At 56.8% G+C, this 13,681-nt stretch carries 11 protein-coding genes; 5 read left to right on the top strand and 6 right to left on the bottom strand.

Annotated features, from left to right (window positions below):
- Nucleotides 1-9: 9 nt before the first annotated feature.
- The 3 genes from E1180_RS15845 (at nucleotide 10) to E1180_RS22660 (ending at nucleotide 4,323) form a co-directional block, all read left to right on the top strand.
- Nucleotides 10-3,189 carry an efflux RND transporter permease subunit gene (locus tag E1180_RS15845; RefSeq protein ID WP_155192389.1) on the top strand — a complete coding sequence of 1,060 codons (3,180 nt, stop codon included), beginning with the start codon at nucleotides 10-12 and terminating at the stop codon, nucleotides 3,187-3,189.
- 144 nt (nucleotides 3,190-3,333) lie between these two features.
- Nucleotides 3,334-4,098 carry a DUF3750 domain-containing protein gene (locus tag E1180_RS15840; RefSeq protein WP_155192387.1) on the top strand — a complete coding sequence of 255 codons (765 nt, stop codon included), beginning with the start codon at nucleotides 3,334-3,336 and terminating at the stop codon, nucleotides 4,096-4,098.
- A gap of 102 nt (nucleotides 4,099-4,200) precedes the next feature.
- Complete coding sequence (locus E1180_RS22660; RefSeq protein WP_280115256.1) at nucleotides 4,201-4,323, top strand: hypothetical protein; 123 nt, start codon at nucleotides 4,201-4,203, stop codon at nucleotides 4,321-4,323.
- Between the two features lie 284 nt (nucleotides 4,324-4,607).
- Here the strand turns inward: E1180_RS22660 and E1180_RS15835 are convergent, their stop codons facing one another.
- Nucleotides 4,608-5,765, bottom strand: a complete 1,158-nt coding sequence (locus E1180_RS15835) for a tyrosine-type recombinase/integrase (protein ID WP_155192385.1) — start codon at nucleotides 5,763-5,765, stop codon at nucleotides 4,608-4,610.
- 456 nt (nucleotides 5,766-6,221) lie between these two features.
- On the opposite strand from E1180_RS15835, the gene E1180_RS22655 reads away from it, so the two are divergent.
- On the top strand, nucleotides 6,222-7,106 hold the full coding sequence (locus tag E1180_RS22655; RefSeq protein ID WP_155192383.1) for an Arc family DNA-binding protein: 885 nt from the start codon (nucleotides 6,222-6,224) through the stop codon (nucleotides 7,104-7,106).
- A 199-nt stretch (nucleotides 7,107-7,305) separates the two neighbouring features.
- Nucleotides 7,306-8,475, top strand: a complete 1,170-nt coding sequence (locus E1180_RS15825; RefSeq protein ID WP_283404649.1) for a Fic family protein — start codon at nucleotides 7,306-7,308, stop codon at nucleotides 8,473-8,475.
- A gap of 215 nt (nucleotides 8,476-8,690) precedes the next feature.
- Here the strand turns inward: E1180_RS15825 and E1180_RS15820 are convergent, their stop codons facing one another.
- The 5 genes from E1180_RS15820 to E1180_RS15800 form a co-directional block, all read right to left on the bottom strand.
- A complete protein-coding gene (locus E1180_RS15820; RefSeq protein WP_155192380.1) occupies nucleotides 8,691-9,086 on the bottom strand; it encodes a hypothetical protein in 396 nt (131 codons plus the stop codon).
- On the bottom strand, nucleotides 9,022-10,359 hold the full coding sequence (locus E1180_RS15815) for an NAD(P)/FAD-dependent oxidoreductase (RefSeq protein WP_155192378.1): 1,338 nt from the start codon (nucleotides 10,357-10,359) through the stop codon (nucleotides 9,022-9,024). Before E1180_RS15815 ends, E1180_RS15820 begins: the two co-directional genes overlap by 65 nt.
- Nucleotides 10,356-10,592, bottom strand: a complete 237-nt coding sequence (locus E1180_RS15810; protein WP_155192375.1) for a hypothetical protein — start codon at nucleotides 10,590-10,592, stop codon at nucleotides 10,356-10,358. Before E1180_RS15810 ends, E1180_RS15815 begins: the two co-directional genes overlap by 4 nt.
- Before the next feature lie 72 nt (nucleotides 10,593-10,664).
- Nucleotides 10,665-11,921, bottom strand: coding sequence for a DUF4331 family protein (locus tag E1180_RS15805; RefSeq protein ID WP_196220612.1), 1,257 nt, complete (start codon nucleotides 11,919-11,921; stop codon nucleotides 10,665-10,667).
- Between the two features lie 86 nt (nucleotides 11,922-12,007).
- Nucleotides 12,008-13,615 (bottom strand): c-type cytochrome, encoded by a 1,608-nt coding sequence (locus E1180_RS15800; RefSeq protein WP_196220611.1) that lies wholly within the window; start codon nucleotides 13,613-13,615, stop codon nucleotides 12,008-12,010.
- Between the last annotated feature and the right edge of the window lie 66 nt (nucleotides 13,616-13,681).

Here is a 13,681-nt window from a genome sequence, read left to right as displayed (position 1 = left end):
CGACAGCTCATGAATCTTATTCGCATCGCCATTGACCGCCCGGTTGCCGTTCTGGCCGTTGTGGTCATGGCTGTTCTATTTGGTGCACTCGCCCTGACCCGCATCCCGGTTCAATTGGCACCCGATGTGCGCAAGCCTGTCGTTGTGATCGAGACAAATTGGCCAGGGGCCGCGCCTGCGGAAATCGAACGCGAGATTGTGAATCTTCAGGAAGACGCGTTTCGCGGTCTTGAAGGCCTTGAGGAAATGACCAGCCGGTCGCGGACCGGGCAGGCGGAGGTCACTCTTGAGTTTTCCGTCGGGTCCAGCATGGGCGACATTCTGCTGCTTGTATCGAACCGGCTTGATCGGGTGGACGGTTATCCGGCAGAAGCAAGCGAACCAACCCTCAACACCTCCGGATCCGACGACAGCCCGATCGCCTGGGTAACATTGCGGGCGCAGCCTGGAAACACCAGCGCTCTGCCCGAGTATGGGGATTTTGTAGAAGACGTTGTCAAGGAACGCCTCGAGCGGGTCGATGGCGTTTCAACCGTAAATGTCTTCGGCGGTGTTTCGCGGGAACTTCAGATCATCATCCGCCCGCAAGAGCTTGCCCGGTACGGGCTGACGATTCCTGATGTTGTGCGGCAGCTCAGGGCGGAAAACGTGTCCTTGTCCGCAGGAAACGTGGACGAGGGCAAGCGGCGCTACGTTGTTCGCGCAGAAGGCAGCCTGGACACAGTGGAAGCGGTCAGGAGTGTCGTGCTCAGGTCAGAGCGGCCGGGCGAGGTCGGCGCGCGCGGACGGGTTCTGGTTGGCGATGTTGCCGATGTGTCTTTTGGATATGAAGAAGCCACAGCACGCTTGCGCTTCCGGGGGGAACCGGGTCTTGCATTCAATATTGTGCGGGAGCAAGGCGCCAATGTCATAGCCACCATGGAAGAGGTCAAAACCGTCCTCGACGAGCTGGAAGCGGGACCTGTTTCCGAAGCAGGCCTCGTCATGGAGCAGGTTTATGATGAAACCATTTACATTCAGGGCGCCATTGATCTGGTGGTACAAAACATCTGGATCGGTGGCTTGCTTGCGGCTGGCGTCCTGCTGCTGTTCCTGCGCAGTCCCCGCGCAACGCTGGTGATCTCGCTCGCCATTCCAGTGTCTATCGTTGCCACATTTGTAGCCATGGCAGCCACCGGCCGGACTTTGAATGTGATTTCCCTCGCTGGTATCGCATTTGCCGTTGGCATGATCGTGGACGCTGCCATTGTTGTTCTCGAAAACATCTACCGGCTGCGTGAAAAAGGCATGTCCAAACGGGAAGCTGCCTATGAGGGAACCCGCCAGGTCTGGGGGGCGATCCTTGTGTCGGCATTGACCACGGTCATGGTGTTCATCCCGATCCTGCTCATGGAACTTGAGGCCGGGCAGCTGTTCCGCGACATCGCCGTTGCCATTTCCGTGTCGGTCCTCTTGTCGCTCGTTGTTGCCATCACGGTGATTCCCGCGCTGTCGTCGCGCCTATTGTCCGGGGCTGAGGTGGGCAAGCGCCGTTTGCCCGGCATCGACCATATAGCCGCCGGCTTCAGTTGGCTCGTGATGGCCTATGTCCGGCTGACAGTTCGTTTCCGGGCTGTGGGGCTTGTTATGGTGGCCGTCATTGCTGGTGGCGCCCTAACCCTCGCCTGGGCCTACCTGCCCAAGCTTGAATACTTGCCGGAGGGCAACCGCAACCTGGTGTTCGGGCTCTTGATACCGCCCCCTGGATACAATCTCGACACCACAGAAACCATCGCAGAGCGTATTGAGAATGTTGCTCAGCCTCTTTGGGAGGCACGGCCCGAAACCGCCACAAATGACGGTACTCCGGCAGTTGATAGCTTTTTCTTTGTTGCAAGACCTGGGAGCAGCTTTGTTGGCGCCTCGGCGGTGGATGAAACCCGTGTCGCTGAACTGATCCCGGTCCTGTCCCGGCCGATATTCGCCGAGCCTGGAACATTCGGATTTATGACCCAGCCATCTCTGTTTGGCCGTGGGATCGGCGGCGGGCGAACGATTGAGCTGAACGTGTCCGGGGATGAACTGGAGGAGATCCTTGGCGTTGCGGGCCGTGCTGCCGGAATAATCGCAGGCGTCCTCCCACGCACGGAAGGCCATCAATTCCGTCCGATTCCAGGTCTTGAACTTGGGGCACCCGAGCTGCGTTTGGTTCCGGACCGCGTCCGTCTGGCCGATGCGGGACTGACAACGGAAGCACTTGCAAGCACCGTAGACGCCTATAATGACGGGATCCGGATCGCTGAAATCAGCGTTGGCAACCGCAGGCTGGATCTGAAACTGCTGGGCGATGAAGACGCGTTGGAAGGTCTGCGGACCCAGGATGTTGGGGCATTCCCGGTTGTAACCTCGGACGGCCAGATTATCCCGGTGTCCGAACTGTCTGAGGTCCGTTTGACCGCGGGCCCAACCGAAATACTTCACCGCGAACGGTTGCGCACCGTCACTTTGGAAGTCCGGCCGTCCGACACTCTGCCGCTGGAAGCGGCTGTGGAATTACTGCAGTCGGAGGTCGTTGATGTTCTTCAAAGCCAGGGGTTGCCGTCCGGGGTCCAATTGTCGGTGTCCGGAACTGCGGACCAGCTTTCGCAAACGTGGAACGCCATCCAGATCAACCTTGCGGTCGCGATGATCATTGTATTCCTTGTTATGGTGATCTTGTTCGAGTCGTTCCTGCTGCCGCTTGTCGTGATGATATCGGTCCCGGTTGCGGCTGCCGGCGGCGTTGGCGGTCTTGCCCTGTTAAACCGGTTTCAAACCCAGCCACTCGATATGCTGACCCTGCTCGGCTTCGTCATTCTGGTCGGGATTGTGGTCAACAATGCCATCCTCATCGTCCATCAGACGCTGTATCATTTGCGGCAGGATGGAATGGCGCCAATCGACGCGATTGAAGAAGCGACGCGAAATCGTATCCGGCCTATATTCATGTCGACGCTGACATCGGTCTGCGGGATGTTGCCGCTGGTGCTTTTCCCGGGCGCAGGGTCGGAACTTTATCGCGGTTTGGGTGCGGTTGTCGTTGGAGGGCTATCCATGTCCGCCTTCCTGACCCTTTTGACTGTGCCGCCCTTGCTTCGGGTCATCTTGTCCGTGGATGTAACGCAGACCACCAAGGCTGGGCCAGCTACGGCACCCGCACCGGCAGAATGAAAGGACCACCGGTCTCCTGCAAGCAATGGGGCAAGGGTTTTAGCGCCTCGGGCGTTTGTCGATCCGGATCAATGCCCGCTGAGTTAGTCCGAATTCGGCCCCAATTCATGTACAAGGTGGGCAGATTATTAGCCAAGGTGGTGCATGCGCCGGATCATTATCTGGACAATCGTCTTTTTGATTTTCAACGGGGCGCTCGGCCTGTTCGCCTTTGTAACGGGCGGGCAGAACGGAGCGGTCCATTGGAGCACCGCGAGCAGGGAGCCTCTTGGCATCGCACCTGATCCGCTCAGGGACCGCCAGGCCATAGTGCAGATCTATGCGGCCAAGGCTTTTAGCTGGCGCGGATATTTTGGCGTTCACAGCTGGATTTCGATCAAGCCAGCCGATGCAGCCCACTTTACCACCTATGAAGTGACCGGCTGGCGCGTCCGTCATGGCGGGCGGGCCGTCTCGTCGTCCCGCCGGGCTCCCGACAGCCGCTGGTTTGGCTCCGAGCCCCAATTGCTGGCAGAGCTTCGGGGAGAAACTGCTGCCGCTGCGATCCCACGACTTCAGAATGCGATCCAGAATTACCGGTTCGATGGGCGGTATACGGTTTGGCCGGGGCCGAACTCCAATACATTTATTGCCCATCTCGGCCGTACCGTTCCCGAGCTGAGGCTCGATTTGCCGCCTACGGCCATCGGCAAGGACTTCCTCGAAGAAGGGTTTTGGGCAAGAGCCCCCAGCGGCACAGGGTATCAGATCTCAGTGCTTGGGGTGTTCGGCCTCATGCTCGCCCTGGAAGAGGGGCTTGAGCTGAACATTCTCGGCTTGACCTACGGGATTGATGTGAAAGACATTTCTCTCAAATTGCCGATGGTCGGCCGACTGGAGCTTTTCTCATCTTCTGCGCCTGGGGCTTGAAGGCGTTTCGTGTTGAGTAGCGCCATCACTTTGGGCAGCTGTTGCCTTTCCTGTCAGCTCTTGCGGCCGTCATTCCTTTAAGCCGTAGTCGACTGATCGACCATGACCGGAGCCCCAGTGATTGAGAGCCGTGACTTCCACGGTATCTGCTTTACGATCACATGGCTGGAACCGGCAATTGGCAGCGAGGCAGACTCCAGCCGCTCCTATGGTATCACGAGCTAGCGAAAGCATAGGGTCCGCGCCGGGTTTATGGGCTTTGCGCCTGGTTGAGATCCAGCACGCCGACGCGCTCGCTATCATGCGTCTTCTCTCCGCAAGACTGCTGTGGGCATCCTACCTCGTGACTGTGCCCAGAAGCGGCTCAGCCAGTTTCAAGACCGTCAAAGCAAAGGCTAACTGACGCTTGATTTACTGTAATTTAGATTGGAAAAATTGGCGCACCCGAGAGGATTCGAACCTCTGACCTCTGCCTTCGGAGGATTGTATAAATCTATAAGATATTGAATTCATGAGATTTCTCGATTTTTCGTGTTCTCGAAAATTTCCGATTTTTCCCGGATTTCTCTTTCCGTGGAATTGGTTCTGCGAGCATTTCGCGAACGTCCCAAGCGCTGTGCCATTTCACGAATATGGTCGTTGTTGAAATGGGAATAGACCTTCTCCAAGGTCTGGAAGCTCATCGCCATGTACTCTGAGACGTCAGAGATTTTTTCGCCCGCCTGAACCAGAAGACTCACGCGGGTATGGCGAAGAGTGTGCGGGGTGACCTGTTTCAAGCCTGCTTTTTTGGCAGCTTGCCGAAAGCCTCTATCGATGCTTTTGACGCGTCTGGCCGGATTGTGTTTTTGATGAAAGACGAAGTCGGTCTTTTTGCCATATAGGTCGAACCGACGTTTCAGATGCCGTAATAGCTCCGGTGGCATCGGGATGTGAGACCGAGGTTTGCCGCCCTCGGAATCAACTTCCTCATCGAACTCCGCGCCGTCTTTGTTGAAGTTCAGTTTTCCCGCTTTGAAATCGATTTGCGTCCATTCCAGCTCCATGATCGCGCTCTTGCGGGCTCCCGTGTAGAATGCAATCATCAAAAACAGCCGCAAAGTGAATTTGCTCCGGTATTCGTCGCCAGCAGCCCAAAACAGGCGGACATACTCGGATTGTGTCAGCCATCGCTTCCTGGGTTTGCTGTCCTTTGGAAGTTCTGGAAAACGAAACTCCTGCAAGCGGTTCATTTTGATTGAATGATTGACTGCGGATCTAAGGTCCGTAAGTTCGCGGCGGCAGGTCGACCGCTTGCGAGAACTCGACCTCCAATACTGCTCGACCGTCTCCGGGTTGATCTGATCAACGGTTTTATCCTGCCAGAAGGTAAGGAGATTGGACAACGAGTAGCTCAAGCGTTCTGCCGCTTTCTTTCCCATTTTGAAGTTTGCATAGTCGTCCAACGTTTGAGCAATCTTCATTTTGTGCGGCGGAACGGGGCGCCCTGTTCGTTGGGTACGCCTATCCCTCAGGAAGTCTTCGAGCTTTTCCTCAGCTTCGTCACGGTTCGAAGTACCTGTTGAACACTCACGTCTTTTTCCAGTCTCGGCATCGTGGAATACAATGAAGAAGAACGGCCGGTTCTTGCGCTTTTTGAGTTTTGGTGGGTCTGCGGGTCTTGGCATGGCTCAATCGTGTTTCGTTCAATCAACTCTTCAATTGCTCCTTCTGGAAGGAACAGGCTTCCATCGATCCTCACGTGTCGGATCTTGCCCAGGCTGATCCAGGCACGGATGCGTTTCTCGGTGAAGATTGTGCGTTCAGCGGCTTGTTTCGGGGTTTCTAGGTTCATTTCAGCCTTTCCCTTGAACAGAGTGTGTGGATCTACCGAGCTCCTCCATTCGATGCCGGATACATCGCACGATTTCGCTGTTCAACGAGGACGCGTTCTTCTGGGTTTCCAACTCCAAGAATCGCTTGGTCTCAACAGGCAGGCGCACGAGAATCCGCGGCCAGTTTTGTTTATTCATTTGACATGCTCCGAGTTAGTAGCATTGTGCTATCTATCGGCGCACCATATGCCATAAAGATCGCATTATGCTAGTATTTTCTGTATAGCACTTCGCGAGTATCAACAGGCCATGACGAGCCAGACCAAAGCCAAAGATAAAGATCAATTTGTCGTTCGCCTTCCGAACGGCATGCGCGATCAAATCGCCGAGGCAGCAAAACTCAGCAATCGTTCCATGAATGCTGAAATTGTTGCCCGGCTAGAAGAGACTTTTTTGTCCAGCGTTTCTGCCAGGTACAAATGGTCACTTGCGCAGATCAATGACGCGGCCGATGCGAAAATTTCTGTTTCGAAAGTCGCTGAGGCTGTTTCGGAAGAGACGGCGGAGCAATTAGAACGCGTCTTTGGTGGGAGCGCATATCCACCTTTTGAGCTTTCCGACCGAGTTGCCAAATATCTGAATGTTCGTCCGGATTGGCTCAAGCACGGCGAAGGTCACCCTTTCGAAGTGGATGCCTTGGGCTCTTATGGTGTGAAATTGGCGGAAAAACTGGCGAAACTCAGCCCTAAGAAAATAGCATTTATCAGAAGTACGGCCAGGGAAGGCAACGTGGCGATTGTTACGATGCATGATGGGTTCAACTGCCAAATTTTTAAAACTACGTTGAATCTCAGCGAAGTGGTGGGGGGCTCGGGCGAATATGATCAAGCCAGTTTTTCTAACACCTGCAGAAAGCTGAGTGCGGACTATAGGAAGTTTGACTCTTCAGGGTATCTCTTGGAGCCGGAGCCATTTGTTCAGCTCATACATGGAGACCTTAATCCCCTTCTTGCAATCAAGCAGGCCCGTTCTTCGTCCTGGTTTTTAGATTGGTGGCAACCGTCCAGCTTTGAAAAGCAGGCAAATGACTATGGCTATTGGGCCGGCTATCAAGAGCTATGCAGAAGAGTGTATCGCAATCTCGAACTCATCGAGGCCTTGCGAATAGAGCGTGACGAAATTTTGAGTGAATAGCTGCCGCGGAATTCAGTTCTGCCGTCAAGCAAACTCCTCGACTGCCATCCGCGTCAGCCAGCTAGAGGCTCTCCGTTACACAGAGCGTTACTTTCACCAATTTAATTAGCGATGGCGCTTAATTAACGAAATCGATGTTTCCTTAATTAACGAACTTCGTTATTTAAATCTCCGTACTCAACGCTCTGGAGCCATTGTCGTGTCCGAAACCAGCGAACTTGATGGACGTTTAGGAAAGTTTGTTGAGACGTCTGTAGCCGGTGAACGTGCGCGCGCCTTTGTACCCCCACCACTGCCACCGAAGCCTTCTATTGACCTCTCAAACTTGCTGACACGCTTGAGCGCGGCAGAACGGGCCTTGGGGCGGCTCGATGGAGTTTCCGTGCTTCTGCCGAACAAGGAACTCTTTCTCTACATGTACGTCCGCAAGGAAGCGGTTTTGTCCTCGCAGATCGAAGGCACACAATCGACACTGTCCGATCTCTTAAGGTTTGAAACGGAAGCAGTCGCGGGTGCGCCGCTTGATGACATTCGAGAAGTTTCCAACTACGTCGACGCTATGATGTACGGGCTTGACCGGATGGCCTCGTTGCCGATTTCCCTTCGCTTAATTCGTGAGATGCACAGCAGGCTGCTCGACAGCGGACGCGGCGCCACGCAAAACCCTGGTGAATTTCGCAGCTCCCAAAACTGGATCGGTGGTACCCGTCCAGGCAACGCAATGTTCGTGCCCCCACCACCAAACGAGGTCATGAATTGCCTCGGTGACTGGGAGCAGTTTCTGCATGCTGATACTCAAGACATTCCGCCGCTCATCAAGGCGGGTTTGCTTCACGTGCAGTTCGAGACGATCCACCCTTTCCTGGACGGAAACGGAAGACTTGGCCGTTTGTTGATCACGCTGTTTCTGTGTGCCGAGGGCGTTCTGCGTCAACCGCTTCTCTATCTCTCGCTGTATCTGAAGACAAATCGTGCAGACTATTACCGCCTCTTGCAGGAAGTGCGTGAGCGCGGTGCCTGGGAAGCTTGGCTCGAATTCTTCCTTGATGGTGTGGCGGACACCGCTAATCAGGCCTTTGAAACCGCGAACCGGATTGCATCTCTAATGGCAGAAGATCGCGAGCGGATTATTGCAGAAGCGGATCGGACAGGCTCTGTCCTTCAGGTCCATGACCTAATGCGTACGCGACCGTTCCTGACAGCGAGTGCTGCAGTGGAACAAAGCGGGCTCACTATGCCTACGGTCAATGCGGCTTTGGCGCAGCTGCAAACCCTCGGCCTAATTGAGGAAGTTACCGGCCGGAAACGCGGTCGAGTGTTCGCCTATCGAGCGTACTTAGACATCTTGAGCGAAGGGGCCGGACATTAACAACGGCTGTACCAATTTCACAATAGCTCCTGAGAAAGTATCTTTTCGACTGCTAAGTGCACCTTTTCAGCTTTAAGCTGCAGAGTTATTGAACGTCCAGGAAGGGCGGATTGCAGGCTTTCGTTGCAGATTGAATGAGCGTCCGAAGGGTAGACAAACCGGCCATCTGCCGAAAAATCGCTGATTGAGAATGTTCCCGAAACCTGCCGTTCGGTCTATTGGGAACTTGCACCGAATAGGTCGTCGTGATCTTCAGCCATATGGGCGGTCTTGTACTGGACACAGTGGTCTAGGCACGCCGCAATCGACATTACCGAACGGGGATCAAGGCTCACGCAGAAGCCAAGAAGCACCCGACTGGCGACATCGATCGCCAAGGTCAGATGAGACTGCTGCAGCGGCTTGGGGTTGGCGTGGTCCACGACAATCACATCGGCGGTCGTATGGTCGATCTGGATGACATCCAGGACATCCGAAACGTCGAGGCTGCCGGACCGTGCGTTTGACCCCTCGCTATTGCTTTCACCGCGCGGTTTACGTTCCGGGTTAATACCGAAAGCCCAGAGATCGGCGAAGAAACGTTGCGGCGAGGCCGATACCGGATGGTACAAGCCCCGCCCACGGTACGCCGGTGTCGGCCAGCAGCTGGAGGTGAGCCAGAGTATCTGGGTCGTCCTGAACGTGAAGAACGAGATGCCGCATGAGACGCCCGGACATAAGCGTGCCAGAAACACCGTTGCCACCGTAGGCGACGTTCAAAATCACGTTGCCCCCCACACCGGCCCGGCGGATTTGTGGGATCTCCAGAACATTGCTTTGGAAGGCCCCGCCCCAGGCCGCGTAGATTTCTGCGTGGTCCAGGAATGGAAATCGTCTGAGCATCTCCGCATGCAGCGACGCAAAAGAGGCCTTGTGTCGATCCTCTTCCGGCAAGACAGACGATTTTCTGTCCTCGCCCCCAAAGAGGAGCCGCCCATTATGCAACCGCCCGTAATAGAACCTGAGCGCGGCGTCACCAAAACCATCGCCGGTTGCCGTTATCTTGTCGAGTACGTCTTGGGACAGCACCTCGGTGGCGATCATGTAGGTATGCGAGTTTGTCACTTTCGGATAGGCGAAGTCTAGATCGATATTGTGCGCTGCGGTATAGGCGTTCGTCGTCATGACGGCTTTTTCGGCCTCGACGGTATAGCCGGGTCCGCGCAGGGTCACGCCGCCGGTGTGGCTATGGATATGATCAACCGGGGTATCCTCATAGAAGCTGACACCCCGAGACAGCAGGACTTTGCGCAAGCTTTGGGCAAGTTTGAAGGGGTGGACCCTGTATGCGGGCACATCAAGGATTGCACGGGTCGCTGATCCGACGCGACCTTGCGCGGCCTTTCCGTCAAAGAACGATGTCTCAACGCCGGCCTTCTGCAAGCGTTTGCACACCCAGGCCGCCCCTGCCGCCGTGACCGCATTGCGGGCAACAACCTGCAGAACGCTCTTCTCGCACTCAAAGTCGTGGCCAGCTTCTGCAAGGAGCGCGAAGGTTTTGGCAATTTGATCGTCGATCAAGCGCACGGCCCGCCGCGCATTCGTCCGATGCGTGTAGTTGGAGAGATTTTGCAGGAACCACGCAAAAGGCGGCAAATTGAAAATCTGGCCCGAGTTGCGTCCGCTCGCGCCATATCCTGCGTGATGCGCCTCTATCACCGTTACCTTTAGATCTGGTCGTGCCTCGATCAGCCCCAACGCTGATGCCAGCCCCGCAAAGCCGGCACCCATGACCACGACCTCTGTCCTGTGATCCTCATTCAGGGGCGGGGAAACCTCTAGTTCTTGGTCAAGGCTCCAATAGGATTGCACGTAAGGAAAATCGGGTTTCGCTTCCGCCGTCATGTCGGTTCACCCTTTTCGCTGGTTTTGTGGGCGATGGCCGCGCGCAATTGCTTGCGCCAACGTTTGGTTTTAGCTTGTTGGTTGTTGAGGAGGACGCGCATGAAGTAGGCCGTCACGCCTGCCCCGATCAGCGCGACGCCAGCTGTACTGGAGATGATGAGAAGCTGAAGCCTTGTGGAACTCGGGCCGGGCTCCCGCTTCGACGTGTTTGACGTCCTGCGGCACATCGGCACGCCACGTCTCCTTCGCAATTCGACGGTCCGGGATGACGGTTTCCTGAGTAGGCAGCTTTGACCGCGATCGGCTCAGTCGATGGTCTGCCGGCGTTTCCCCCCTCGGTAGAATTCCAGCCAATGCGGCCATTGCTCCTCCCAGGGCTCAGCGAGGTAAGGGAAGACGGCTGAGAGCGCCTTCTCGCTGGAGCTATAGGGGCCATCCACTCCCATCCCGAAATCGGCCTCGTCACCATCAACGCCGGCGATGAACAGCGTGTACATCGTACGGAAGATGTCTTCTTCGAGGGCGCGCGCCCCACAACCGAGCGCGGCGCCGCCGCTTAGAAGAGCGCGTTCGATGGAGAGGTAGGCGCCGCCTCCTTCGCAGGGTTCAGCACGGTTCAGCACTGTGAAATCCTCTGCCAGTATATCGACGAAGCGTTCAAGAAGGGCGGGTGGCCAGTCCTGCTTGCCGTCAATCATGTCATAGGCGGCGATGTTCTCTCGCAGGCGGGCCCGGTAGGCCTCTGCGTCCGGAACGCCCGTGTTATACGCCAATCGCAGCGGCGCCGATCCACTGTGGTCGTGCAAGGTGAGATTGGTGATCTCGGGCCGCCCGAAGTAGTCGAACTGCTCCGGCGCGGTGCCATGGCCATAGACGCTGCGGGCGGCGATGCCAACCAGGTCCGCCTCGATACCAAGCACATCCCAGTCAATCTCGAGCACGATCGAAATGACATTGATCCCCTCGAACGAGTTGCCACCAAAGGGATTTTCGGCCGAGTACGGGGCAACCGGTGGGGGGAAGGTATCGGGGCGGCCGGTCACCTCCAAGAAGTGACCGAGGGAGTAAAAGAATGGATCAGCGCGCAGTCCGCTGAAGAGGCGCATACCATCGCCCTCGACCACAGCGCTTGCAGGGGCGGAGACGCGCATGCTTGTCTCGCCATCGCGGACCACGGCGCAAGTGGTCACGACCGGGGTCACGTCATCGTCAAAGGTACAGCGGATGACGACCGCACGGGCCTCCGAGTACTGTAAAATCTCCCCGTCGACGATCTGTCCCGGCAACAGGACGATCTCATAGGCAACGTGGTGCGAGAAATGGCTGCCCACCACAGCGCCCGGATAGGTGTTGACCACAAGTGTCAGCGGCCGGTCGCGGAGGCACGCCGCCAGATCGGAGGCGTTCGTGCAATCGCGCTCGCCGAAATAGGCGTAGAGATCAGAGATATCGACCTGCCCATGCGAGCCGAGTTTTCCCACTTGGTCGATGTGGTCGCTCGCCTGCGGGTTTGTCGGAATAGCGAGGGCGATGAGGGTCACGGATAGAAGACGGATCAGCATTGGCGCGGTCCTTCTTGGTCTGAGAGACATGGGGCGATCATCCCCACCAGGCCCTCGACAGAACCTGGTGGGGGCATCTGAAGACCCTACTCTCCGATGGTCTTGAGATACTCGATCAGGGCGTAACGCTGGTCGTCGGTCATCGACGTGCCGTATTCGTGCCCTTGGTTCCCCTGGCCCCGAACTGCCGTGTCGTAGGTCGCGAGAAGAGGGGCGGCATCGAGCGGCTGATCCGACCGAAAGCCCATATTCACCGGGTCATACTCCTTGCTGAAATAGGTGAACTTCTTGGGCCGTTCGGAAACGGGCAGCAAGAGGTGATACATCGTCGGTACCGAGCCGTTGTGCAGATACGGTGCCGCCGCCCAGATCCCGCTCATGGGCCGGCTGATCCAGACCCGATCGAACTTCCAGTAAGGATTGGGAACTTCGAGCTGCGCTGCCTCTTCGGGCGTAATTTCGTAGCGCTCGAACCATTTCTTGGTGAAGTCGGCCATCACGGCCAAGACCGCATCACCGTAGGACTGTGACTCAACACCTGCGATGCCAAGAACGGGCTTCTCGAACACGTCGAAATAGGCCTCATCCGTTCCGCTCTCCTCGGCCGTAAAGCGCGGCAGGTCGGTCACCTCGCCCTCAGGCAAGGTCGTCGCGTGGCACGCGGCGCAATACTGGGCGTAGAGGTCGGCTCCACGCGCCGCTTTCTCGCGATCGATCGGGCCGAACACATCCTCAGGATAAAGCGGCGCGTCGATTTTTTCAGAGACCTTCCCGATTTTATCCAACTGGCGCGGATCGGCGTCCAGCACCGCCTCGACCGAGGGCGCGTAGAAGGTCGCGATTGCCGAGATCACGTTGCGCCCGAGAACGGAGTTCGTGTTCCCGTTGTGATGGATGCTCGCCTGCTTTTCGACGTCCCAGATCTGAGGAATGTCGACGACGCTTCCGCCCACGAAATAATTCTGTGGCCCCATCCAGGCGTTGCGCACCGCCTCGAACGGGTGATCACCGACAACGGGGCGAGTACCCGTTGTCTCATAGGCACGATCCTGGGCTGCGAAGTCCTTCATCATATTCTCGGGTGTGTCGCCCCAATAGGCGTCGAGCCAGGCCCTGATCTCATCCGCTAGCGCCTTGTGTTCGGCCTCGCTCGCATCCGCGCCGAGCACTCTGTTCTGGAACGCCGCCAACCGCTCGCCATCCGCTGCGGTTGCCGCCAGCGCGCGCGTCAGCCGCTCACGCACAAAACCGCTGGACAGCATGTTGGGCGCGCCGGGTACGAGCATAACCTTGCCCTGGTAGTGGATCTCCGCCGAATGGCAGCCCGCGCAGTTCCGGCCAACCCAGCCGTTCTGCGTGCCAAAGCCGATGGGCATCCCAGTCGGATCCGTGAAGTTTGGCGTCAGACCTTCGCGTTCGAGGTTCTCGAGCAGGAGACCCCCATCATAACCCTCGAGCGCGCGAAACCACGCTTCGCGGATCAGCCCCGTATCGGCCGCCGCATCCATTTCGACGCTGTGCCCATAGATCTCCAATTCTTCAGGAGAGAGCCCGCTGTCGATCACAATTCGGGTGTCCGCGTGCACTTCCTCTGACGTCAGCCCCATGAGAAGAACGAGGGCAAGCGCAGTTGTCGATATCGCGCCTGTGCGAATGTTGCGCCCGTATATGGACGTCCAGCCTACAGTTGTCATTTTGCGCCCTTCGTGTTCCATAGTCGCGTGCCAGGTGTCGAGTGCGACAACCTGGGCACATCAGAG

The organism is Roseibium denhamense, from assembly GCF_009711415.1.
Lineage (GTDB): Bacteria > Pseudomonadota > Alphaproteobacteria > Rhizobiales > Stappiaceae > Roseibium > Roseibium denhamense.
Note: the sequence above shows the minus strand (reverse complement) of the source record. Positions and strands in the feature narration are given on the sequence as shown.